This is a genomic window from Micromonospora sp. LZ34 (genome assembly GCF_052981855.1).
Window position 1 is genome coordinate 24994 of sequence record NZ_JBRIQN010000003.1, and the last position, 23574, is coordinate 48567.

General features: G+C 71.5%; 19 protein-coding genes. 2 read left to right on the top strand and 17 right to left on the bottom strand.

Translation table 11 applies throughout. The features are described from left to right. The first annotated feature begins 171 nt into the window (after positions 1 to 171). Positions 172 to 2298, top strand: a complete 2127-nt coding sequence (locus ACVCAH_RS04440; protein WP_447134737.1) for a PhoX family protein — start codon at positions 172 to 174, stop codon at positions 2296 to 2298. Between the two features lie 112 nt (positions 2299 to 2410). Here ACVCAH_RS04440 and ACVCAH_RS04445 read toward each other — a convergent pair whose 3' ends face one another. Further along, positions 2411 to 3193 carry an IclR family transcriptional regulator gene (locus ACVCAH_RS04445; protein WP_447134738.1) on the bottom strand — a complete coding sequence of 261 codons (783 nt, stop codon included), beginning with the start codon at positions 3191 to 3193 and terminating at the stop codon, positions 2411 to 2413. A 153-nt stretch (positions 3194 to 3346) separates the two neighbouring features. Between ACVCAH_RS04445 and ACVCAH_RS04450 the strand changes: the two genes are divergently transcribed. Continuing rightward, the gene (locus tag ACVCAH_RS04450; protein WP_447134739.1) at positions 3347 to 4549 is read left to right on the top strand and encodes an MFS transporter; all 1203 of its coding nucleotides are present in this window, start codon (positions 3347 to 3349) and stop codon (positions 4547 to 4549) included. Between the two features lie 96 nt (positions 4550 to 4645). Here the strand turns inward: ACVCAH_RS04450 and ACVCAH_RS04455 are convergent, their stop codons facing one another. The 16 genes from ACVCAH_RS04455 to ACVCAH_RS04530 form a co-directional block, all read right to left on the bottom strand. Beyond that, a complete protein-coding gene (locus ACVCAH_RS04455; RefSeq protein WP_447134740.1) occupies positions 4646 to 5731 on the bottom strand; it encodes a polyprenyl synthetase family protein in 1086 nt (361 codons plus the stop codon). A 91-nt stretch (positions 5732 to 5822) separates the two neighbouring features. Beyond that, on the bottom strand, positions 5823 to 7376 hold the full coding sequence (gene nuoN / locus ACVCAH_RS04460) for an NADH-quinone oxidoreductase subunit NuoN (protein WP_447134741.1): 1554 nt from the start codon (positions 7374 to 7376) through the stop codon (positions 5823 to 5825). Beyond that, on the bottom strand, positions 7373 to 8905 hold the full coding sequence (locus ACVCAH_RS04465; RefSeq protein WP_447134742.1) for an NADH-quinone oxidoreductase subunit M: 1533 nt from the start codon (positions 8903 to 8905) through the stop codon (positions 7373 to 7375). Before ACVCAH_RS04465 ends, nuoN begins: the two co-directional genes overlap by 4 nt. 64 nt (positions 8906 to 8969) lie before the next feature. Beyond that, positions 8970 to 10928: an NADH-quinone oxidoreductase subunit L gene (gene nuoL, locus ACVCAH_RS04470; protein WP_447134743.1), complete on the bottom strand. Its 1959-nt coding sequence runs from the start codon at positions 10926 to 10928 to the stop codon at positions 8970 to 8972. Positions 10929 to 10939: 11 nt separating this feature from the next. Continuing rightward, positions 10940 to 11257: an NADH-quinone oxidoreductase subunit NuoK gene (gene nuoK / locus ACVCAH_RS04475; protein WP_447134744.1), complete on the bottom strand. Its 318-nt coding sequence runs from the start codon at positions 11255 to 11257 to the stop codon at positions 10940 to 10942. Then, positions 11257 to 12027: an NADH-quinone oxidoreductase subunit J gene (locus ACVCAH_RS04480; RefSeq protein WP_447134745.1), complete on the bottom strand. Its 771-nt coding sequence runs from the start codon at positions 12025 to 12027 to the stop codon at positions 11257 to 11259. The genes nuoK and ACVCAH_RS04480 overlap by 1 nt, the downstream gene beginning before the upstream one ends. Further along, positions 12024 to 12665, bottom strand: coding sequence for an NADH-quinone oxidoreductase subunit NuoI (gene nuoI, locus ACVCAH_RS04485; protein ID WP_447134746.1), 642 nt, complete (start codon positions 12663 to 12665; stop codon positions 12024 to 12026). Before nuoI ends, ACVCAH_RS04480 begins: the two co-directional genes overlap by 4 nt. A gap of 1 nt (position 12666) precedes the next feature. Next, positions 12667 to 14019 carry an NADH-quinone oxidoreductase subunit NuoH gene (gene nuoH, locus ACVCAH_RS04490; RefSeq protein WP_447134747.1) on the bottom strand — a complete coding sequence of 451 codons (1353 nt, stop codon included), beginning with the start codon at positions 14017 to 14019 and terminating at the stop codon, positions 12667 to 12669. Continuing rightward, complete coding sequence (locus ACVCAH_RS04495; RefSeq protein ID WP_447134748.1) at positions 14016 to 16496, bottom strand: NADH-quinone oxidoreductase subunit G; 2481 nt, start codon at positions 16494 to 16496, stop codon at positions 14016 to 14018. Before ACVCAH_RS04495 ends, nuoH begins: the two co-directional genes overlap by 4 nt. Further along, entirely contained in the window at positions 16496 to 17812 is a 1317-nt protein-coding gene (nuoF, locus tag ACVCAH_RS04500) for an NADH-quinone oxidoreductase subunit NuoF (protein ID WP_447134749.1), read from the bottom strand. Before nuoF ends, ACVCAH_RS04495 begins: the two co-directional genes overlap by 1 nt. After that, entirely contained in the window at positions 17809 to 18930 is a 1122-nt protein-coding gene (nuoE, locus tag ACVCAH_RS04505; protein ID WP_447134750.1) for an NADH-quinone oxidoreductase subunit NuoE, read from the bottom strand. The genes nuoF and nuoE overlap by 4 nt, the downstream gene beginning before the upstream one ends. Next, positions 18927 to 20252 carry an NADH-quinone oxidoreductase subunit D gene (locus ACVCAH_RS04510; protein ID WP_447134751.1) on the bottom strand — a complete coding sequence of 442 codons (1326 nt, stop codon included), beginning with the start codon at positions 20250 to 20252 and terminating at the stop codon, positions 18927 to 18929. Before ACVCAH_RS04510 ends, nuoE begins: the two co-directional genes overlap by 4 nt. Next, entirely contained in the window at positions 20249 to 20986 is a 738-nt protein-coding gene (locus tag ACVCAH_RS04515) for an NADH-quinone oxidoreductase subunit C (protein WP_447134752.1), read from the bottom strand. Before ACVCAH_RS04515 ends, ACVCAH_RS04510 begins: the two co-directional genes overlap by 4 nt. After that, positions 20983 to 21657, bottom strand: coding sequence for a NuoB/complex I 20 kDa subunit family protein (locus tag ACVCAH_RS04520; RefSeq protein ID WP_447134753.1), 675 nt, complete (start codon positions 21655 to 21657; stop codon positions 20983 to 20985). The genes ACVCAH_RS04515 and ACVCAH_RS04520 overlap by 4 nt, the downstream gene beginning before the upstream one ends. 14 nt (positions 21658 to 21671) lie before the next feature. Then, on the bottom strand, positions 21672 to 22037 hold the full coding sequence (locus ACVCAH_RS04525) for an NADH-quinone oxidoreductase subunit A (RefSeq protein ID WP_447134754.1): 366 nt from the start codon (positions 22035 to 22037) through the stop codon (positions 21672 to 21674). Between the two features lie 138 nt (positions 22038 to 22175). Beyond that, positions 22176 to 23453: a geranylgeranyl reductase family protein gene (locus ACVCAH_RS04530; RefSeq protein ID WP_447134755.1), complete on the bottom strand. Its 1278-nt coding sequence runs from the start codon at positions 23451 to 23453 to the stop codon at positions 22176 to 22178. Positions 23454 to 23574 lie beyond the last annotated feature (121 nt).

The window sequence follows — 23574 nt, forward strand, 5'->3', positions numbered from 1 at the left end:
GTGCGGTCACGCCGATCGGTTCAGCCGCAGGTCATCGCGGTCTTCCCGGCCAGGTGTTCATGCCCGGTTCACGCCGCGGCCGACGACCGCTCACCGCGCCCTCCTAGCGTCCGCCGGGTACGCACGAGCTGTTCCCGGCGTGCATCGACCCCTTTCAGGAGGCTCCTCCCCATGAGCGACCGTCCCCGGCTGCTCCCGCTGCTGGGCGCCACCCGCCACGGCGGCCGTGACGCCATGACCTGTCTGTACCGGTGCGGTAACGCCTGCGACCACCCGGTGCCGAACACCTCCGACAACACGTACTTCGGCGATGTGGTGAACGCCGAGGTGTCCCGCCGCGGCGTGGTCCGGGCCGGCGCCGTCGGTGCGCTGGTCCTCGGCTTCGGCGGCGCCGCGGCCGGCGCGCTGGCCGGCGCCGCACCCGCCGCGGCGGCCCCGGCCACCCCGGTGGTCCCCGAGGCCGCCGGGTTCGGTCGTCCCGGCCAGGGCGTGGGCAGCGGCGCGCTGACCTTCACGCCGATCCCGCCGAACAAGCTCGACACCCTGGTGGTGCCGAACGGGTACGACCACGCGGTGGTGATCCGCTGGGGCGACCCGGTGCTGCCGGGCGCGCCCGAGTTCGACGTGCACGACCAGACCGCCGCCAAGCAGGCGAAGCAGTTCGGCTACAACAACGACTTCGTCGGGGTGCTGCCGCTGGACAAGCAGGGCCGGCGGGCGCTGCTCGTGGTCAACCACGAGTACACCAACGAGGACCTGATGTTCCCCGGCTTCACCAGCCAGGACGCGCTGACCGTGGAGCAGCTGCGGATCGCGATGGCCGCGCACGGCATGTCCGTGGTGGAGCTGGAGCGGGTGGCCGGCACCGGGCAGTGGCGGCCGGTCGAGGGCGGCCGCCGGCCGTACAACCGGCGGGTCACCGCGTCGGGCACGAAGTTCGAGCTGACCGGCCCGGCCGCCGGCTCGGCCCGGCTGAAGACCGCCGCCGACCCGAAGGGCCGGACCGTAGTCGGCACGCTGAACAACTGCGCCGGCGGGGTCACCCCGTGGGGCACCGTGCTCTCCGGCGAGGAGAACTTCAACCAGTACTTCGTCGGCGGCGACGGCGTGCCGGCGGAGCTGAAGCCGAAGCTGGAGCGGTACGGGATCACCACCACCGCCCGCTACCCGAGCGGCAGCCGCAAGTGGGAGCGCGCCGACGAGCGGTTCGACCTGGCGAAGCACCCGAACGAGGCGCACCGGTTCGGCTGGATCGTGGAGATCGACCCGTTCGACCCGGAGAGCCGCCCGCGCAAGCACACCGCGCTGGGCCGGTTCAAGCACGAGGGCGCGAACGTGATCATCGCCAAGAGCGGGCACGCGGTCGCGTACATGGGTGACGACGAGCGGTTCGACTACCTGTACAAGTTCGTCTCCGACCAGAAGTTCATGCCGGGCAACACCTGGGTCGCCCGCAAGCACAACCTGACCCTGCTGGAGTCCGGCGCCCTCTACGTCGCCAAGCTCGACGCGACCAGCGCCGGCGAGATCGACGGCTCCGGCAAGCTCCCGACCGACGGGGCGTTCAACGGCCGGGGCCGCTGGATCAAGCTGGTCAGCGGCAACCGCTCGTACGTCGACGGGATGACCGCCGCCGACGTGCTCACCTTCACCCGGCTCGCCGGTGACAAGGTCGGCGCGACCAAGATGGACCGGCCGGAGGACGTCGAGCCGAGCCAGCTCACCGGCAAGGTGTACGTGGCGCTGACCAACAACACCAACCGCGGGGTCGGCAGCAACCCGAAGGCGGACGAGGCGAACCCGCGTACCGCCAACAAGCACGGCCACGTGCTGGAGCTGGTCGAGGACCGGGGCGACAACTCCGCCGAGACCTTCGCCTGGTCGCTGCCGATCGTGGCCGGCGACCCGGCCGACCCGTCGACCTACTTCGCCGGGTACGACAAGACCAAGGTCTCCCCGATCTCCTGCCCGGACAACGTCGCCTTCGACGCCACCGGCAACCTCTGGATCTCCACCGACGGCAACGCGCTGGGCAGCAACGACGGCCTCTTCGCCACCGCCGTCGAGGGCCCGGAGCGCGGGCACCTCAAGCAGTTCCTGACCGTGCCGCTCGGCGCGGAGGCCTGCGGCCCGTTCGTCACCGGGGACAACCGCTCGGTCTTCGTGGCCGTGCAGCACCCGGGCGAGATCACCGGGGCGTCCGTGGAGAAGCCGGCCTCGACCTGGCCGGACGGCGACTACGCCAAGCCGGGCGTGGTGGTCACCTGGCGGCTGGACGGCGGGCCGGTCGGCAGCTGACGTCACTCGGGCGGTCCCGGCGCCGGACCGCCGCGCGGGGCCCTCTCCCAGCCCGGGGGAGGGCCTCGCGCCGTTGCGGCCCGCGCCCATGTCGGCCCCGGGGCTTTCCCGGTCAGCTCTCGGCGGCGATGCCGTCGGCGATGGCCCGGGCGGTGGTGAGCAGCTTGGCGCGGACCACCCGGGCTGAGGTCATCATCTCGCTGGCCGGCAGCGCGCAGGCCAGCACCACCCGGCGTTCCATGTCCTTGTCCGGGGCGACCAGCACCGCGGCGCAGGCCACGCCCTGCCGGAACTGCCCCAGCTCCAACTGCATGCCGCGCCGGTCACCGGCGGCCAGGTCGGCCTCGAACGCCTCCACACTGGTCAGCGTGGCGCTGGTGAACGGCCGCATGCCGAACTCGCGCAGGTAGCGGAAGCGCTGCTCGGCGGTGAGCGTGGCGAGCAGCGCCTTGCCCAGGGCGGTGGCGTGCGCGCCCTCGTCGAAGCCGGGGACCAGGTCCTCCAGGTAGGGCGTGCGCGGCCCTTCGGCCACCGCGGTGATCGCCACCTGGCCGCCGACGAACCGGCCCAGGTAGTGGCTGTAGCCGGTGTCCGCGGCGGCCCGGCGTAGGCTCTCCCCGACCGCCGGCGGCCCGCGGAAAGCGGTCACCAGCTCGCGGTAGCGGTCCGCCACCTCCAGGCCGACGATGTACGTGCCGTCCTCGCGGCGGATCACGTAGCCCTCGTAGGCCAGGGTGCGGACGAGGTGATAGGTCGTCGCCACGGTCAGCTCGCACCGCCGGGCGATCTGCTTCACGGTCAGCCCCTTGGGGGCACGGCCGACCGACTCGAGCACTCGTAGCGCGCGGGACACGCTCCGGATCAGGTCCGAGGGTTCCGCCAGGGGGTCGCGCACAACCACCTCCGCCGCCGGGGACTTACACCATATGAAAAACCGGCCGGGTGCGAAATGCCTGTTCGGGTGGAGGACGCCAGATCGTCATCGACCAGTTGTGTCCCGACCGACACGATGCGTGGTGTGAGCTGGGCTCGCGTAGGTTTGCCAATCATGGCCGACACCGCCCTGCAGCCCGCCCCCGGCACCGCGCCGACCCGTCCTGTCCGGGCCGCCGCCGGCGCGGTCGCCGTCACCATCGCCTGCGTCCTGCCGGTCTTCCTGGTCGGCGGGCTCGCCGTGCAACTCGGCGAGGACCTCGGCTTCTCCCCGGCCGGCCTGGGCCTGGCCGTGTCGGTCTATTTCGGGGTGGGCGCGCTCGCCTCGGTGCCCTCCGGCTCCCTCGCCGAGCGGTACGGGCCGGCCGTGGTGGCCCGCGCCGGCATCCTGCTCTCCGCCGGCTGCCTGCTCGCCGTGGCGGCGCTGGCCCGCTCGTACCCGGTGCTGGTCGGGCTGCTCGCGCTCGGCGGCACCGCGAACGCCCTCGGCCAACTGGCCAGCAACGCCGCGCTGGCCCGGCACGTGCCGCCCCGCCGGCAGGGCCTGTCGTTCGGGGTGAAGCAGGCGGCCATCCCGGTCTCCACGCTGCTGGCCGGGGTGGCGGTGCCGACCGTGGCGCTGACCGCCGGTTGGCGCTGGGCGTTCGTGGCCGCCGCCGGCGCCGCGCTGGCCGCCCTGCCCGCCGTACCCGCCCGGGAACCCCGGCCGACGCACCGGGCCGCCGCCCGCGCCGGCCGGGCCACCTGGGCCCTGGTGGTCGTCGGGGTGGCCGCGACGCTCGCCGCGGCGGCCGCGAACGCGCTCGGCACCTTCGTGGTGGACTCCTCCGTCGACCGCGGGCTGGCGCCCGGGGCGGCCGGCCTGACCCTGACCCTGGGCAGCGCGGTCTGCGTCGCCGCCCGGATCGGCGCCGGCTGGCTCGCCGACCGCCGCGCCAGCGGCCACCTGGCCGTCATCGCCGGCATGCTGGTGGTCGGCGCCGGCGGGCTCGGCCTGCTCGCGGTGGCCGGCTCCGCGCCGCTGGTGGTCGGCGTGGTGCTCGGCTTCGGGCTGGGCTGGGCCTGGCCGGGCCTGATGAACTTCGCGGTGGTCCGGCTGCACCCGCAGGCGCCGGCCGCCGCCACCTCGATCACCCAGACCGGGGTGTACGCCGGCGGCTGCCTCGGCCCCCTCGCCCTCGGCACGGTGGCCGCCCATGCCGGCTACCCCGCCATGTGGACCGCCGCCGCCGCGGCGATGCTCCTCGCCGCCACCCTCATGCTCACCGCCACCCGCCTCTTCCCCACCGCCACCCCGACCCCTACCCAGTCGGGTTGATCATGAAGTTGGTGTCACGACACGCCGACGCGGGTGACGCCAACGTCATGATCAACGGCGCTGCGGCCCCGAGGCCGGTGGGCCGGGGACGAGGGCTCAGCTGGTGCGGTCGGCGATGTAGTCGCAGAGGGACTCGAGGGCGCGGCGGGCCGGGTTGCCGGGCAGCGGGGTGAGCTGGGCGCGGGCGTCCTCGGCGTAGCTGCGGACGGTCTCCCGGGCGCGCTTGAGGGCCGGGCTCTCGCGGAGCAGGCCGAGCGCCTCCGCGTGCAGGTCGTCGTCGGTGACCGGGCCGGTGGCCAGGATTTCCCGCAGCCGCACCGAGGCGGCGTCCGCGTCGTCGGAGGCCAGCGCGTAGAGCACCGGCAGGGTCGGCACGCCCTCGCGCAGGTCGGTGCCGGGGGTCTTGCCCGACTGCACCGACTCGGAGGCGATGTCGAGCAGATCGTCGGAGAGCTGGAAGGCCACGCCGATGGTCTCGCCGTAGCCGGCCAGCGCCTCGATGTGCTCGGCGGAGGCACCGCCGAACATGCCGCCGAACCGGGCCGAGGTGGCGATCAGCGAGCCGGTCTTGTCCGCGATCACGCTCAGGTAGTGGGCCACCGGGTCGTCGCCCGGGCGGGGGCCGACGGTCTCGGCGATCTGCCCGTGCACCAGCCGGGCGAAGGTGCGCGCCTGCAGGCGTACCGCCTCGGTGCCCAGGTCGGCCGCGATGTCGGCGGCGCGGGCGAAGAGGTAGTCGCCGACCAGGATGGCGACGGAGTTGGTCCACCGGGAGTTGGCGCTCGGCGCACCCCGGCGCACGGCGGCCTCGTCCATCACGTCGTCGTGGTAGAGCGTCGCCAGGTGGGTGAGCTCCATCACCACCGCGGCCGGTACGACCTGCGGCCCGGTCGGATCACCGAACTGGGCGCCCAGTGCCACCAGCAGCGGCCGGAACCGCTTGCCGCCGGCCTCCACCAGGTGCCGGGCGGCCTCGGTGACGAACGGGTCGGCGCTGGCCACGCTGGCCCGCAGTTCGACCTCGACGGCCTCCAGCAGGCCCAGCACGGACGCCTCGACGCGGGGATCGGCGAGATAGAGGCCGAGCGCGCCGAACTGACTCGTGCTCACCCGGCTCCGGCGGCCGCCGGAGCCGGTGGCACCTGAACGCTCGCCAGCCGGAATCACCACGCTATCCACCATGCCACACCCCCTCGACCTGCTCCGGACTGGGGATACGGACCGGGGGCCGGCCCGCCGTGGCGGACCGGCCCCCGTAGGCCCGGACGTCGGTTCACCGCACGAATTCGGCGGCACCCGTGGCGAGGTCGAGCAGCGGCGCCGGGGCGACCCCGAGCACCAGGGTGGCGATCACGCCGATCATCAGCGCCGCCGAGGTGAGCCCGCCCGGCACGGTCACCGTCGGCGTGGACTCGCCCGGCTCGGAGAGCCACATCATCACCACGACCCGCAGGTACGGGAAGGCCAGCACCATGCTGGTCAGCACGCCGGCGATCACCAGCCACGCCTGCCCACCGTCGAGCGCCGGGCCGAAGACCGCGAACTTGCTGGTGAAGCCGCTGGTCAGCGGGATGCCCGCGAAGGCGAGCAGGATGAAGGTGAACACCGCGGCGTAGAACGGCGAGCGCTTGCCCAGCCCGGCCCAGCGGGACAGGTGGGTGGCCTCCCCGTCGGCGTCCCGCACCAGGGTCACCACGGCGAACGCGGCGAGCACCGAGAAGCCGTACGCGACCAGGTAGAACATGGTGCCGGAGAGCCCGTCACGGCTCGGCGCCAGCACGCCGACCAGGAGGTATCCGGCGTTCGCGATCGACGAGTAGGCGAGCAGCCGCTTGATGTCGGTCTGGGTGACCGCCAGCACCGCGCCGACCAGCATGGTCAGCACGGCGACCGCGCCGAGGACCGGGGTGAAGTCCCAGCGGGCCCCGTCGAAGGCGACGTGGAACACCCGCAGCAGCGCGCCGAACGCGGCGACCTTGGTGCAGGCGGCCATGAAGCCGGTGACCGGGGTCGGTGCACCCTGGTAGACGTCCGGCGTCCAGACGTGGAACGGGGCCGCCGCCGCCTTGAACAGCAGACCGATGCTCAGCAGCGCCATGCCGGCGAAGAGCAGCAGCGGGCTGGCGGTGGACTCGGCCACGGCCGCGTTGACGGTGGCGAAGTCGACGCCGGCCGAGGAGTTCGGGATGCCCGCGGTGAAGCCGTAGATCAGGGCCACCCCGAACAGGAAGAAGGCCGAGGCGTACGCGCCGAGCATGAAGTACTTCAGCGCGGCCTCCTGGCTCAGCAGCCGCCGGCGGCGGGCCAGCGCGCAGAGCAGGTAGAGCGGCAGCGAGAAGACCTCGAGCGCGATGAACATGGTCAGCAGGTCGTTCGCCGCCACGAAGATCAGCATGCCGCCGATCGCGAACGTGGTCAGCGGGTAGACCTCGGTGGCGCCGTTCGCGCCCTCGGCCTGCCGCCGGTCGTCGGCCGACTCGGCAGGGAACGCGGCCTGGGCGACGAACGCCCCGCCCCGCTCCACCGAACGCTCGCCGATGAGCAGCAGCGCCATCGCGGCGAGCACCAGGATCGCGCCCTGGAGGAAGAGCGTCGGCCCGTCCACCGCGATCGCCCCGCCGATGGTGATCAGCCGGTCGTCGGCGTTCAGCACCACCATGGTGAGCGCGCCGAGCACCGCCAGCAGCGCCAGCGACAACTGCACCAGGTGCCGCAGCCGCCGGGGCACGAACGCCTCGACCAGCACGCCGAGCAACGCGGCGCCCAGCATGATCAGGCTCGGCGCGAGCGCCGCGTAGTCGATCGAGGGGAGTTTGAGTTCACTCACTTTGCGGCCTCCTGGACGGTGCCGACCGAGGGCGCAGGGTCGGTCCTGCCGATGTCGTCCATGGTCGCCTGGACGGCGGGGTTGATCACGTCGGTGACCGGCTTCGGGTAGAACCCGAGCAGCACGATCAGCGCGATCAGGGGCGCGACCACGACCTTCTCGCGCAGGTTGAGGTCACGCCGCATGCCGTCGACCTCGGTCAGCGCCGGGTTGAGCGTGCCCTGCGTGGTGCGCTGCACCATCCAGAGCACGTACGCCGCGGCCAGGATGATGCCGAGCGTGGCGATGACCGCGACCGGCTTGTTCACCGTGAAGGTGCCGATCAGCACCAGGAACTCGGAGATGAACGGGGCGGTGCCGGGCAGCGCCAGCGAGGCGAGACCGGCGAAGAAGAGCACCCCGGCCAGCAGCGGCACCAGCTTGCCGGCGCCGCCGAAGTCGCTGACCAGCGCCGAGCCCCGGCGGGCGATCAGCATGCCGACCACCAGGAAGAGCAGGCCGGTGGCGAGCCCGTGGTTGACCATGTAGAGCACGGCCCCGGTGCCCGCCTGGGTGGTGAAGGCGAAGATGCCCACCCCGATGAAGCCGAAGTGCGCGATCGAGGTGTACGACACCAGCCGCTTCAGGTCGTTCTGGCCGACCGCCAGCAGCGCGGCGTAGATGATGCCGATCAGCCCCAGCGCCAGCGCCCACGGGGCGAACCACTTGGCCGCGTCCGGGAAGAGCGGCAGGCAGTAGCGCAGGATGCCGAACGTGCCGACCTTGTCCAGCACGCCGACGAGCAGCGCGGCCGCACCCGCGGGCGCCGCCCCACCGGCGTCCGGCAGCCAGGTGTGGAACGGGAAGAACGGCGCCTTGATCGCGAAGGCGAGGAAGAAGCCGAGGAAGAGCCAGCGCTCGGTGCCGGTAGAGATGTCCACCTGGGACAGCGCCTGCCAGTCGAAGGTCTTCCCGCCGACCACCCAAAGGCCGATCACCGCGGCGAGCATGAACAGACCGCCGACGAGCGAGTAGAGGAAGAACTTCACCGCCGCGTACTGCCGCTGGTGGCCGCCGTAGCTGCCGATCAGGAAGTACATCGGCACCAGCATGACCTCGAAGAACACGTAGAACAGGAAGACGTCGGCGGCGGCGAAGACGCCGATCATCGTGCACTCGAGGACGAGCAGCAGCGCGAAGTAGACCGGGACCGACCGCTTCGACGACTCGGCGTCGTGCCAGGACGCCAGGATCACCAGCGGCACCAGCACCGCGATCAGCATCAGCATCACCAGCGCGATGCCGTCGGCGGCGAAGGTGAAGTTGACGCCCCAGTTCGGGATCCACGGGTAGGACTCGCGGAACTGGAACCGCTCACCGCCGACCTGGAAGGTGACCCACATGACCACCGACAGCACCAGCACCAGCAGCGACCAGCCGAGCGCGACCTGCTTGGCCAGCTCCGGCCGCGTCCGCGGCACCAGGGCCACCACCAGGGCGCCGACCAGCGGCGCCACGGTGAGCACCGAGAGGAACGGGAAGTCGGACATTATGCGGCCTTACCTCCGTCGTCACTGCGCGGTCCGCCGACGACGGCCGCCTGGAAGAGGTCGATCACGCCAGCCACCCCGCCTCGACGGCCAGGAACGCCGCCAGCACCAGCAACGCGCCGGTCAGGATGGAGGTGGCGTACGACCGGACGAAGCCGGTCTGCAGCCGCCGGAGCCGGCCGGAGCCGCCGCCGACCGCCGCGGCGAGGCCGTTGACCAGCCCGTCCACGCCCCGGTTGTCGAGGAAGACCAGTGCCCGGGTGAGGAAGATGCCCGGCTTCTCGAAGACCGCCTCGTTGAAGGCGTCGGTGTAGAGGTTGCGCCGGGCGGCGGTGACCAGCACCCCGGCCGGCTGCGGCGCGGTGGCCGTGCCGGCCCGGAACAGGAACCAGGCCAGCCCGGCGCCGAGCACGGTGACCAGCAGCGAGAGCACGGTGATCACGGTGTGCGAGAGCACCGCGTGGTGCCCCTCCTCCTGGCCGCCCAGCCCGGCGGTCGCTTCCAGCCAGTCGGGCACGGAGGTGGCGAGCAGGAAGCCGGCCCCGACCGAGCCCGCGGCGAGCAGGATCAGCGGGATGGTCATCAGCGCCGGCGACTCGTGCGGGTGCTCGATGTCCTCGGTCCAGCGCTTCGGCCCGTGGAAGGTGAGCACGAAGAGCCGGGTCATGTAGAACGCGGTCAGCCCGGCGCCGAGCAGCGCGGCCATGCCGAAGAGCCAGGCCGTCCAGTCCTCCCGCTCGAACGCGGCCACGATGATCGGCTCCTTGGAGAAGAAGCCGGAGAACGGGAACATGCCGATGATGGCGAGCCAGCCCATCATGAAGGTGATCCAGGTGACCTTCATGTACTTGGAGAGCCCGCCGAAGCGGCGGATGTCGACCTGGTCGTTCATGCCGTGCATGACCGAGCCGGCGCCGAGGAACATGTTCGCCTTGAAGAAGCCGTGCGCGAGCAGGTGCACGATCGCCAGCGCGTACGCCGCACCGCCGAGCCCGACGCCGAGGAACATGTAGCCGATCTGGCTCACCGTCGACCAGGCCAGCACCCGCTTGATGTCGTCCTTGGCCGCGCCGATGACGCAGCCGATCAGCAGGGTCAGCGCGCCGACGCTCACCACCACGAGTTGGAGGGTGGAGTTCGCCGAGAAGATCGGGTTGGACCGGGCGATCAGGTAGACGCCGGCGGTGACCATGGTGGCGGCGTGGATGAGCGCCGACACCGGGGTCGGGCCCTCCATCGCGTCCGGCAGCCACGCCTGGAGCGGGAACTGGCCGGACTTGCCGGTCGCGCCGAGCAGCAGCAGCAGGCCGAGCACCAGCACCGTGGTCGCGCCGAGGGCGCCGACGCCGCTGAAGACCTCGTCGTACTGGGTGGTGCCGAGGGTGGCGAACATGATGAAGATGCCGATCGCCAGGCCGGCGTCGCCGACCCGGTTCATCAGGAACGCCTTCTTACCGGCGGTGGCGGCGCTCGGCCGCTCGTACCAGAAGGAGATCAGCAGGTACGACGCCAGGCCGACGCCCTCCCAGCCGAAGTAGAGCATCACGTAGTTGTTGCCGAGCACCAGCAGCAGCATGGCGGCGACGAACAGGTTGAAGTACCCGAAGAAGCGCCGCCGGCCCGCGTCGTGGGCCATGTACTCGACCGCGTAGAGGTGGATCAGGAAACCCACCCCGGTGATCAGCAGCACGAAGACCGCGGCCAGCGGGTCGAAGAGCAGACCGAAGTCCACCCGCAGGTCGCCGACCGTGATGAAGTCCCAGAGGCTCAGCTCGACCGACTTGTTCTCCAGGCCCCGCAGCTGGAAGAAGTAGGTCAGGCCGAGCACGAAGGCGGCGCCGATGGCCGCCACGCCGAGCCAGTGCCCCCAGCGGTCCGCCCGCCGGCCGAGCAGCAGCAGGATCGCCGCGCTGACCAGCGGGATGGCCACCAGCAGCCAGACGCTGCCCAGCAGCCCGTCGGCCGTCGCGTACGCGACGGTGCCCGCCGGCTCGGCCGGGGCGTTCGTCAGAATCGTTCCCACCGCAGGACCCCTCAGTACTTCAGCAGGTTGGCGTCGTCGACGCTCGCGGAGCGCCGGGTCCGGAAGATCGACATGATGATCGCCAGCCCGACCACGACCTCCGCGGCCGCCACCACCATCACGAAGAACGCCATGATCTGGCCGTTGAGGTCACCGTTGATCCGGCTGAAGGTGACCAGCGTCAGGTTGGCCGCGTTGAGCATCAGCTCGACGCACATGAACAGCACGATGGCGTTGCGCCGGATGAGCACCCCGGCGGCGCCGATGGTGAACAGCACCGCGGCGAGCACCAGGTAGTAGTTCGGTTCGACCGAGAAGAACTGGTCCATTACTTGTCCGTCCCCTTCAGCGCGGTCTCCTCGGCGGTCATCTCGCGCACCGGCAGGATCTCCGGAGTGCTCCGCTCGGTGAGCCGGCCGTCCGGCAGCCGGGCCGGGGTGGCCACCGAGGAGGAGGTGGCGAAGACGCCGGGGCCGGGCTTCGGGCCCGGGTAGTTGCCCGGGGCGAAGCGGGCCCGCATGGTCGCCGGCTGGTCGAGCTTGTCCTGCTTGCGCCGCTCGACGTGGGCCAGCACCATCGCGCCGACCGCGGCGGTGATCAGCAGCGCCGAGGTGAGTTCGAAGGCGAAGACGTACTTGGTGAACAGCAGCCGGGCGATGCCCTGCACGTTCCCCTCGGCGTTCGGCTCGGCTAGGCCGACCGCGGTGACCCCGTCCAGCCCCCGGTAGAGGCCGGTACCGACCAGGCCGGCGAAGCCGAGCGCCAGCAGCAGCGCCGCGGTCCGCTGCCCGCGCAGCGTCTCGATCAGCGAGTCCGACGCGTCCCGGCCGACCAGCATCAGCACGAAGAGGAACAGCATCATGATCGCGCCGGTGTAGACGATGATCTGCACCATGCCGATGAACGGCCCGGCCTGGAGCACGTAGAACACGCCGAGGCAGAGCATGGTCAGCACCAGCCACAGCGCCGAGTGCACGGCGTTGCGGGCGGCGACCATCCCGATCCCGCCGATCAGCGCCAGCGGGGCGAGGATCCAGAAGGTGACCGCCTCGCCGGTGGACACCGAGCCCGCCGCGGCGAGCACCGTCTGCGTGGTCATGCTCCGTCTCCCTTGCCCGCGGCGGCCCGCTGGGCGTGCTGCTCGGCGCCGGGGAAGCTCACCCCGGGGTGCTCCTCCAGCTGGTACCGCCCGGGGCCCATCGGGGAGCGCTCGGCGCCGGCCGAGGTGCCCGGGTTCTCCAGCGCGCCGACGTAGTAGTCCTTCTCGCTGTCCCCCAGCCGCATCGGGTGCGGCGGCTGCTCCATGCCCGGCAGCAGCGGCGCGAGCAGCTGCTCCTTGGTGAAGATGAGGTCCTGCCGGTTGTCCCGGGCCAGCTCGTACTCGTTGCTCATGGTGAGCGAACGGGTCGGGCAGGCCTCGATGCAGAGGCCGCAGAAGATGCACCGGGCGTAGTTGATCTGGTAGACGCTGGCGTACCGCTCACCCGGCGAGAAGCGCTGCTCGTCGGTGTTGTCGCCGCCCTCGACGTAGATCGCGTCCGCCGGGCAGGCCCAGGCGCACAGCTCGCACCCGATGCACTTCTCCAGCCCGTCCGGGTGCCGGTTCAGGATGTGCCGCCCGTGGTAGCGCGGCGCCGACACCGGCGGCTTGAACGGGTAGTCGGTGGTGACGACCTTCCTGAACATGTGCGAGAAGGTGACCCCGAAGCCCTTGAACGTTCCGGTGATCGCGCCCACGTCACACCTCCCTGGAGTCCGAGCCGGCGGCGATGTTGGCCGGCTCCCGCTCGGCGACCACGCGCCTGGTGCGCGGGCTCGGTGGTACCTGCAGGTCCATCGGCGGCAGCGGGAAGCTGCCGTGCGGCCGGCTGTTGACCTGTTCCTGGAGCGTCGGCTTCGGCTGCGGCTTGCGGCTCGGCCAGAAGAGCGTGGCGAGCAGCAGGATGCCGGCCGGGATGCCGACCGCGATGACCTTGCTGCGGGAGTCCCAGTCCTCGATCGAGCGCAGCCCGGAGAGCACCAGGATCCAGACCAGGTTGATCGGGAGCAGCACCTTCCAGCCGAACCGCATGAACTGGTCGTAGCGCAGCCGGGGCAGCGTGCCCCGCAGCCAGACGAAGACGAAGACGAGCGCGATCACCTTGCCGAAGAACCACAGCATCGGCCACCAACCGGAGTTGGCACCCTCCCAGAGGGTGATCGGCCACGGCGCCCGCCAGCCGCCGAGGAAGAGCGTGGTGGTGACCGCGGACATGGTCACCATCGAGACGTACTCGCTGAGCATGAAGAGCGCGAACTTCAGCGAGCTGTACTCCGTCATGAAGCCCGCCACCAGCTCGGACTCGGCCTCGGGCAGGTCGAACGGCGCCCGGTTGGTCTCACCGACGGTGGCGATGAAGAAGATGACGAAGCTCGGCAGCAGCAGGATCGCGTACCAGCCGGGCGCCGGGAGCTCGGTGCCGAAGACGTTCAGCTGGGTGGCGTCCCCCTGGGCGGCGACGATCCCGCTGGTCGACATCGTGCCGGCGGTCATGAACACCGCCACGATGCTCAGCCCCATGGCGACCTCGTACGAGATCATCTGGGCGCTGGAGCGCAGGCCGCCCAGCAGCGGGTAGGTCGAGCCGGAGGCCCAACCGCCGAGCACGATGCCGTAGATGCCCATCGAGGAGCAGGCCAGCAGCACCAGCACCGCCACCGACACGTCGGTGACCTGCAGCGGCGTCCAGTGGCCGAAGATGCTCACCATCGGGCCGAACGGCACCACCGACAGCGCGGTGACCGCGCAGATCACCGAGATGGTCGGCGCGAAGAAGTAGACGACCTTGTCGGCCGCCTTCGGCAGGATGTCCTCCTTGAAGGCCATCTTGAGACCGTCGGCGAGGGTCTGCAGCAGGCCGAACGGGCCGACCTGGTTGGGGCCGGGCCGCACCGCCATCCGGCCCACGACCCGCCGCTCGAACCAGACCCCGAGCAGCGTGGCGAGCACGGCGAAGACGAAGGCGAAGACGACCTTGATGAGGACCAGCCACCACGGGTCCCGGCCGAAGTCGGCCAGCGTCGGGTCCTGGGCCAGGTAGACCGCGTTCACTGGATTGCACCCCCTGCGTTGAGGAGCGGGCCCGGACGGCCGGCCGCGTCGGCGGCGACCGCGGCGGTGACCCGGACGACCGCGCCGGACGTCGCGCCGAGGCTGCGCCGGACGGTCGAACCGGGTGAGTTGGTGGGCAGCCAGACGACGCCGTCCGGCATCTCGGTGATCTCCGCCGGCAGGGTCAGCGCCCCCCGGTCGGTGCCCACCGTCACCGGGTCGCCGTCGGCGACGCCGAGCGCCTCCGCGGTGCCCTTGCCCAGCCGGACCACCGGCGGGCGGGCGGTGCCAATCAGGTGCTCGTCGCCGTCGGTGAGGCTGCCCAGGTCGATCAGCTGGTGCCAGGTGGCCAGCACCGCCTCGCCGGCGCCGGGCTGCGGCACCGTGGCCGGCTCGACCGCCGGGGCGGCGGGCCGCTCGGTCCGGGTCGGCGGCAGCCCGCCCAGCTCGCGCCGGACGCTCGGCACGTCGCCGGTGCCGAGCCGCACGTCGAGCTGCGCGGCCAGCGCGTCCAGCACCCGGCCGTCGCTCATCGCGGCGGTCTGCAGCACCGCCTCGAAGGTGCGCAGCCGGCCCTCCCAGTCCAGGAAGCTGCCGGCCTTCTCGTCCACCGGGGCGACCGGGAAGACCACGTCCGCCCGGCGGGCCACCGCGCTGTTGCGCAGCTCCAGGCTGACCAGGAACGGCACCGTGTCCAGCGCCTGCTCGGCCAGCCGCGGGTCGGCCAGGTCGGCCGGGTCGACGCCGGCCACCACCAGCGCGCCGAGCTGACCGGCGGCCGCGGCCGCGATGATGCCGTCGGTGTCCCGGCCGGCCTGGCTGGGGATCACCCCGGCCGCGATGTCCCACGCCTCGCCCAGCTCGGCCCGGGCGGCCGGCTCGACGACCAGGCGGCCACCGGGGAGCAGGTTGGGCAGGCAGCCCGCGTCGACCGCGCCACGGTCACCCGCGCGGCGCGGCACCCAGGCCAGCCGGGCACCGGTACGCCGGGCGACGTCGGCGGCCGCGGAGAGGCCACCGGGCACCTCGGCGAGCCGCTCGCCGACGATCAGGATGGCACCCTCGGCGCTCAGCGCCTCGGCCACCGTGGCGTGCTCGGCGAGCACGCTGGCCTCCTCGCCCGGCACCACCCGGGCCAGCTTGGCGCCGAGCTTCTCCAGGCCGCGGGTGGCGAACGGCGCGATCGCGTAGACCGTCAGCTTCTTCTTCAGGTACGCCTTGCGCAGCCGCAGGAAGAGGATCGGGCACTCCTCCTCCGGCTCCAGGCCGACCAGCACCACGGCGGGCGCGTTCTCCACATCCGCGTAGGTGACGTCGGTGCGCCCGGCGACCGTGCTGGCCAGGAACTCGGCCTCCTCGCGGGAGACCGGCCGGGCCCGGAAGTCGATGTCGTTGGTGTTCAGCGCGACTCGGGCGAACTTCGCGTACGCGTAGGCGTCCTCGACGGTCAGCCGGCCGCCGGTGAGCACCGCGGTGCCCTGACCGCCGTCCCGGGCGGCGCGCAGCCCCTCGGCGGCGACGCTCAGCGCCTCGCTCCAGGACGCCTCGCGCAGCTCACCGGTGCGCTCGTCGCGGACCAGCGGGGTGGTGAGCCGGTCGAAGGCGCGGGTGTACTGGAAGCCCCACCGCCCCTTGTCGCAGTTCCACTCCTCGTTGACGGCCGGGTCGTCGCCGGCCAGCCGGCGCAGCACCTTGCCCCGCCGCCAGTCTGTGCGCTGGGCGCAGCCGGCCGAGCAGTGCTCGCAGACGCTCGGGCTGGAGACCAGGTCGAAGGGGCGGGCCCGGAACCGGTACTGGGCGCCGGTCAGCGCGCCGACCGGGCAGATCTGCACGGTGTTGCCGGAGAAGTACGAGTTGAACGGCACGTCGCCGTCCCCGTCCTCCACCCCGTACGCGTCGTCCCGGTAGATGTTGATCTCCTCGGCGGACGACCGGTTCATCAGGTCGATGAACTTGTCGCCGGCGATCTCCTCCGAGAACCGGGTGCAGCGCTGGCAGAGCACGCAGCGCTCGCGGTCCAGCAGCACCTGGGTGCTGATCTCCAGCGGCTTCTCGTACTCCCGCTTGTGCTCGTGGAAGCGGGAGTCGGCGCGGCCGGTGGACATCGCCTGGTTCTGCAGCGGGCACTCGCCGCCCTTGTCGCACATCGGGCAGTCGAGCGGGTGGTTGAGGAGCAGCAGCTCCATCACCCCCTCCTGCGCCTTCTTGGCGACCGGAGAGCTGAGCTGGGTGCGGACCACCATGCCGTCGGCGACGGTCTGGGTGCACGAGGCGACCGGCTTGCGCTGCCCCTCCACCTCGACCAGACACTGCCGGCACGCGCCGGCCGGGGCCAGCAGCGGGTGGTCGCAGAACCGGGGGATCTCGATGCCCAGCTGCTCGGCGACACGGATCAGCAGCGCACCCTTGGGGGCGGTGACCTCGACGCCGTCGATGGTGAGCGTGACGGTTTCCGGGGCCTTGACGACGTCAGTCATTAATGGGCTCCCACCAACTGCTTGTCGGACAGCTTCGGCGCCGTGCGCCCCTCGATGTAGTCGAGGTAGTCCTGCTTGAAGTACTTCAGCGACGAGGTCACCGGGCTGGTCGCGCCGTCACCCAGACCGCAGAACGAGCGGCCGAGGATGTTGTCGCAGGTGTCCAGCAGGGTGTCCAGGTCCTCGTGGGTGCCCTGACCGGAGAGGATCCGCCGGTAGACCCGGACCATCCAGTAGTTGCCCTCCCGGCACGGGGTGCACTTGCCGCACGACTCGTGGTGGTAGAACTCCAGCCACCGGTAGGTCGCGTAGACCGGGCAGTCCTGGTCGGAGAAGATCTGGGTGGCCGTGGTGCCGAGGATGGACCCGGCCGCCGCCACCGACTCGAAGTCCAGCGGCACGTCCAGGTGCTCGGCGGTGAGCAGCGGCGTCGACGAGCCGCCCGGGGTCCAGAACTTCAGGTTGTGCCCGGGCTGCATGCCGCCGGCCAGCTCGATCAGCTCCCGCAGCGTGATGCCCATCGAGCACTCGTACTGGCCCGGGTTGGCGATCCGGCCGGAGAGCGAGTAGATCATCGGCCCGGAGGACTTCTCCGTGCCCATGGTCCTCCACCAGTCGGCGCCGCCCAGCACGATGTACGGCACGCTGGCGATGGTGCCGACGTTGTTCACCACCGTCGGGCTGGCGTACAGGCCGTGGGTCGCCGGGAACGGCGGGCGCAGCCGGGGCTGGCCCCGGAAGCCCTCCAGCGAGTCCAGCAGCGCGGTCTCCTCGCCGCAGATGTACGCCCCGGCGCCCGAGTGCACCACCAGGTCCAGGTCGAAGCCGGTGCCCTGGATGTTCCGGCCGAGGTAGCCCCTGGCGTACGCCTCCTGCACCGCGTTGCGCAGCCGGCGCGCGGCGTGCACCGCCTCGCCCCGGATGTAGATGTAGGCGCGGTTGGCCCGGATCGCGTACGACGCGATGATCACGCCCTCGACCAGCGAGTGCGGATCATGCGTCATCAGCGGCAGGTCCTTGCAGGTGCCCGGCTCGCCCTCGTCGGCGTTCACCACCAGGTAATGCGGCTTGCCGTCGCCCTGCGGGATGAACCCCCACTTGAGACCGGTCGGGAAGCCGGCGCCGCCGCGCCCGCGCAGGCCGGAGTCCTTGATCAGCTGGATCAGATCGTCCGGGTGGGCCGTGAGCGCCTTGCGCAGCGCCGCGTAGCCGTCCAGCTTCTCGTAGGTGCCGATCCGCCAGGCGTCCGGCGACAGCCAGCGCTTGGTGAGCACGGGAGTGAGCTTCGCCAGGGTCTCCCGTCGAGGCGTCGTCACTTCTGAGCCTCCGCTTCCTTGAGGTTGCGCTCCTGCGCACCGGCCTCGTCGCCGGCGGGCTTGCCGTCACCGGCGGGCGGGTTGGCCGCCGCGCCGGCGACCTCGGCCTCCTGCGCGTCGCGCGGCGCCGGGGGCGCGGTGTCCACCGGGACCTTGGTGCCGGGCGCGTCCGGCACGGCGGTCGCCGCGTCCGGCTGCCGGGTCTCGGCCGCCCGCACCTCCGGCGACTTGTCATCCGGCCCCTTGACGTCCGGGGCGGTGCTGCCGGTCGCCTGCTCCGGCCGGGCCGGCTCGCCGGCCCCCGCGTTGCCGGCCGTACCGGTCGGGGCGGACGCGCCGTCGCCACCCTTCACCGGGGCGGTCGTCACGGGCGCCGGCTTCTCGGCCTTGGCGGCCTCGGCCTTCGCCTTCGCCGCGGCCGCGTCGGCCTCCGCCTTGCTCCGGATCGGGGTGTTCGGGTCGAAGCCCGCCACCGAGATGCCGTGCTCCTGGGCCAGCCGCAGGCCGCGCAGGGTCGGCTCGCCCGGCCCGCCGTCGGCGACCGCGCCCTCGCGCTCGTCGGCGAAGCCGGCCAGCTGCACCGCCATCTCCTTGAGCGTGCAGAGCCGGGCGCCCCGGGTCGGCATCGGCCGGCCGCCGGCGCGCAGCTCGTCGACCACCCCGACCGCGGCCTGCGGGTCCACCTTGTCGAAGAAGTCGTAGTTGACGGTCATCACCGGGCCGTAGTCGCAGGCCGCCAGGCACTCGGCGTGCTCCAGGGTGATCTTCCCGTCGGCGGTGGTCTCGTCGTGCCCGACGCCGAGGTGCTCGGCGAGGGTGTCGTAGACCTCCTGGCCGCCGAGCACGTTGCACATCGTGTTGGTGCAGACGCTCACCAGGTAGTCGCCGGTCGGCCGGCGCTTGTACATGGTGTAGAAGGTGGCCACCGCGCCCACCTGGGCCTTGTTCAGCCCCAGCACCTCGGCGCAGAACTCCACGCCGGCCGGGGAGACGTAGCCCTCCTCGGACTGCACCAGGTGCAGCAGCGGCAGCAGCGCCGAACGCGACCGGTCCGCCGGGTAGCGGGCGATGATCTCCCGCGCCCGCTGCCGGGTCTCTTCGGTGAAAGTCGTCGTCATCGGTCACAACCACCCATCACGGGGTCCAGCGAGGCGCCGCCGGCGATCACGTCGGCGATCAGGCCGCCCTCGGCCATCGCCGGGAGGGCCTGGAGGTTGACGAAGCTCGGCTCCCGGTAGTGCACCCGGTAGGGCCGGGTGCCACCGTCGGAGACCGCGTGCACGCCCAACTCGCCGCGGGGCGACTCGATGCCGACGTAGACCTGGCCCGGCGGCACCCGGAAGCCCTCGGTGACGAGCTTGAAGTGGTGGATCAGCGACTCCATCGACTGACCCATGATCTTGGCCACGTGCTCCAGCGAGTTGCCCATGCCGTCGACGCCGATGGCCAGCTGCGCCGGCCAGGCGATCTTCTTGTCGGCCACCATCACCGGGCCGGGCTTGAGCCGGTCCAGCGCCTGCTCGACCAGCTTGAGCGACTCGCGGATCTCGGCCAGCCGGACCAGGTAGCGGCCCCACACGTCGCCGTCGGTGTGCGTCGGGACGTCGAACTCGTACGTCTCGTAGCCGCAGTACGGCATGGTCTTGCGCAGGTCCCAGGCCAGCCCGGCGGAGCGCAGCACCGGCCCGGTCACGCCGAGCGCGATGCAGCCGGTCACGTCGAGCACCGCGACGTTCTTGGTGCGCTCGATCCAGATCGGCTGGCCGGAGAGGAGGTCCTCGTACTCCTTGAGCTTCTTCGGCATCAGCTTGAGGAACTCGCAGATCTTGACGATCGCCTCGTCCGGCACGTCCTGCGCCACGCCGCCCGGCCGGACGTACGCGTGGTTCATCCGCAGGCCGGTGATCATCTCGAAGATCTCGAGGATGTGCTCCCGCTCCCGGAAGCCGTACAGCATCATGTTGATCGCGCCCAGCTCCATGCCGGTGGTGGCCAGCCAGACCAGGTGCGACGAGATCCGGTTCAGCTCCATCATCAGCACCCGGATGGTGGTCGCCCGCTCGGTGACCTGATCGGAGATGCCGAGCAGCCGCTCCACCGCCAGCGCGTACGCCGTCTCGTTGAACAGCGGGGAGAGGTAGTCCATCCGGGTCACGAAGGTGCTGCCCTGGACCCAGTTGCGGTACTCGAGGTTCTTCTCGATGCCGGTGTGCAGGTAGCCGATCACCGAGCGGGCCTCGCGGACCGTCTCACCCTCGAGTTCGAGGATCAGCCGGAGCACGCCGTGCGTCGACGGGTGCTGCGGACCCATGTTGACGACGATCCGCTCGTCGTTGATCGGGTCAGTGCCGGAGACCACGCTGTCCCAGTCCCCACCGGTGACGGTGAAGACCTTGCCCTCGGCGGTCTCACGCTCGGTCGCGTAGTTGGACGTGGTCACTGGTACGACCTCCTCCGGTCCGGCGGCGGGATCTCGGCGCCCTTGTACTCCACCGGCACGCCGCCGAGCGGGTAGTCCTTGCGCTGCGGATGCCCCTCCCAGTCGTCCGGCATCAGGATCCGGGTCAGGTTGGGGTGGCCGTCGAAGACGATGCCGAACATGTCGTACGCCTCCCGCTCCTGCCAGTCCGCCGTCGGGTAGACCGACGTGACGCTGGGCAGATGCGGGTCCTCGACGGAGACCGCGGCCTCCAGCCGCACCGTGCGGCGGTAGGTCATCGAGGTGAGTTGGTAGACCACGTGCAGCCGCCGGGAGTCGGCGCCGAGGTAGTCCACCCCGGACACCGACGAGCAGAGCTCGAAGCGGAGCGCGAGGTCGTCGCGCATCACCTGGCAGACCTCGGCGATCCGCTCGGCGCGGACGTGCAGGGTCAGCTCGCCCCGGTCGACCACGACCTTCTCGATCGCGTCGGCGAAGGCCGGGTACGCCTCCTCCAGCGCGTCGCGCACCTCGTCGAAGTAGCCGCCGTACGGCCGGGGCGCGTCCTCGACGGCCCGGCGCGGGCGGACCAGGCCGCCGAAGCCGGAGACGTCGCCGGTGCCCTGGTTGCCGAACATGCCGCGACCGGCCGGGCTGGCCGGCGGGTACTCGGCGGGTGCGGTGCTGCTGGCGCCGGCCGGCGTGGTCGGCACGGGTACGCCGCCGGCGGTGAGCTTGTCCTCAGGTGCGGTCATCTGACGCCCCCATGCTGCAGGTGGTTCTGGGCCTTCATCCAGTTCTCGATCCGCAGCTGCTCCTCGCGGCCCTCGCGGACGGCCTTCGTCCACTCGGCCCGCCGGGCCTTGTCGCTGCGGTACGACGACGGCATCGAGCCGTAGGGGACGACCGGGACGTCACCGCGGGCTTGGCGCGCCTCGAGCATCTTGCGGCCGTTCGGGCCGAGCGGCTCGTACATGATCTTCTCGCGCAGCTTGAGCACCGCGTCGATGAGCATCTCGGGACGGGGCGGGCAGCCGGGGAGGTACATGTCGACCGGGACGATGTGGTCGACGCCCTGCACGATGGCGTAGTTGTTGAACATGCCGCCGCTGCTGGCGCAGACGCCCATCGAGATGACCCAGCGGGGCTCGGCCATCTGGTCGTAGATCTGGCGCAGCACCGGGGCCATCTTCTGGCTCACCCGACCGGCCACGATCATCAGGTCGGCCTGCCGGGGCGAGGCGCGGAAGACCTCCATGCCCCAACGGCCCATGTCGTAGTGCGGGCCGCCGGCCGCCATCATCTCGATCGCGCAGCACGCCAGGCCGAAGGTGGCACCCCAGACCGACGACTTCCGCGACCAGTTGACCAGCTTCTCCACCGAGGTGAGCAGGACACCAGCGGGAAGCTTCTCCTCGAAACCCATCTCAGGTTCCTCCCTCAGTCCCAGTCCAGGCCGCCGCGCCGCCACACGTAGGCGTACGCGACGAAGACCGCGACGATGAACAGGACCATCTCCACGAAGCCGAAGATCGGCAGGGCGTCGAACGAGACCGCCCAGGGATAGAGGAAGATGATCTCGATGTCGAAGACGATGAAGAGCATCGCCGTCAGGTAGAACTTGATCGGGAACCGCCCGCCGCCGACCGGCTGGGGGCTGGGCTCGATGCCGCACTCGTACGCCTCGAGTTTGGCCTTGTTGTAGCGGCGGGGGCCGACGAAGCGGGCGGCCGCCACGGAGAACAGCGCGAACCCCGCGGCGAGGGCGAACAGCCCGATGATCGGTGCGTAAGGCGAGAGCGTCATCGTTGTCTCCTGCTCGTCCTTCCCTGCCCTCGGTGCTTGGCGAAAATCACACTATTCACGTCCCATCCGGCAACCTGCGCCGGGGGGCCGATCTCTGTGCGCCGGGCCCGCCGTCGTCACGGACCGTGGACCCGGCGGTCACACTGCTGGCGCCACCTTCGTCATCGCGTTGATGACCCGGTCCATCGCGTCCCCGCCGCGCGGGTCGGTCAGGTTGGCCAGCAGCTTGAGGACGAAGCGCATCAGCATCGGGTGCGGCATGCCGTGCCGGGTGGCCATCCGCATGATCTCCGGACGGCCGATCAGCTTCACGAAGATGCCGCCGAGCCGGTAGTAGCCGCCGAAGCGCGCCTTGAGCTCGGTCGGGTACGCGGCCAGCGCCCGCTCCCGCTCGGCGCCGGCCGGTCGGGCCAGGGCCTGCACCGCGATCTCCGCGGCCAGCTCGCCCGACTCCATCGCGTACGCGATGCCCTCGCCGTTGAACGGGTTGACCATGCCGCCGGAGTCGCCGACCAGCATCACCCCGCGGGTGTAGTGCGGCACCCGGTTGAAGCCCATCGGCAGCGCCGCGCCGAGGATCGGACCCTCCGCGTTGGACTCGTCGGTCATGCCCCAGTCCGCCGGGGTGTTCGCCAGCCAGTCGGTCAGCAGCCGACGGTAGTTGGTCTTGCCGAACGCGGACGAGGAGTTGAGCACCCCCAGGCCGACGTTGACCCGGCCGTCACCCAGGCCGAAGATCCAGCCGTACCCGGGCAGCAGGTTGTCGCCGCTGTCCTTGCTGCGCAGCTCCAGCCAGGACTCCAGGTAGTTGTCGTCGTGCTTGGCCGCACAGCGGTAGTAGCGCCGCACGGCGACCCCGATCGGCCGGTCCTCCCGCTTGGCCAGCCCGAGGGCGAGCGGGAACCGGCCGGAGACGCCGTCGGCGGCGACGACCAGCGGCGCGTGGAAGGTGGCCGGGGCCTTGTCCGGGCCCACCTCGGCCTCCACACCGATCACCCGGCCGTCCGGGTCGAGCACCGGGCCGGTGACGTTCACGCTGGTCCGCAGCTTCGCGCCGGCGGCGACCGCACGCTGGGCGAGCAGGTCGTCGAAGTCGAGCCGGGTGCGCACCAGGCCGTAGTTGGGGAAGCTCGCCAGGTCGGGCCAGTCCAGCTCCAGCCGGATCCCGCCGCCGATCACCCGCAGCCCCCGGTTGTGCAGCCAGCCGGCCTCTTCCGAGGTGTCCACACCCATCCGGACCAGCTGCCGCACCGCGCGGGGGGTCAGTCCGTCACCGCAGACCTTCTCCCGCGGGAACTCGGTCTTCTCCAGCAGCAGCACCCGTACGCCGTGCCGAGCCAGGTGGTACGCGGTCGCCGACCCACCGGGACCGGCGCCCACGACGATGACGTCGGCGTCGTGCTCCACCGCGGTCATCCGCGCCTCCTCCCGCATGCTCGTGAAATGCTTCACAAGCCCAGACGGGAGGAGTCTATGACCGGGGTTACACCGGCGCCCGCTGAGGGGTACCTAACTTGCCGGAAACCCGGTTGCGGGG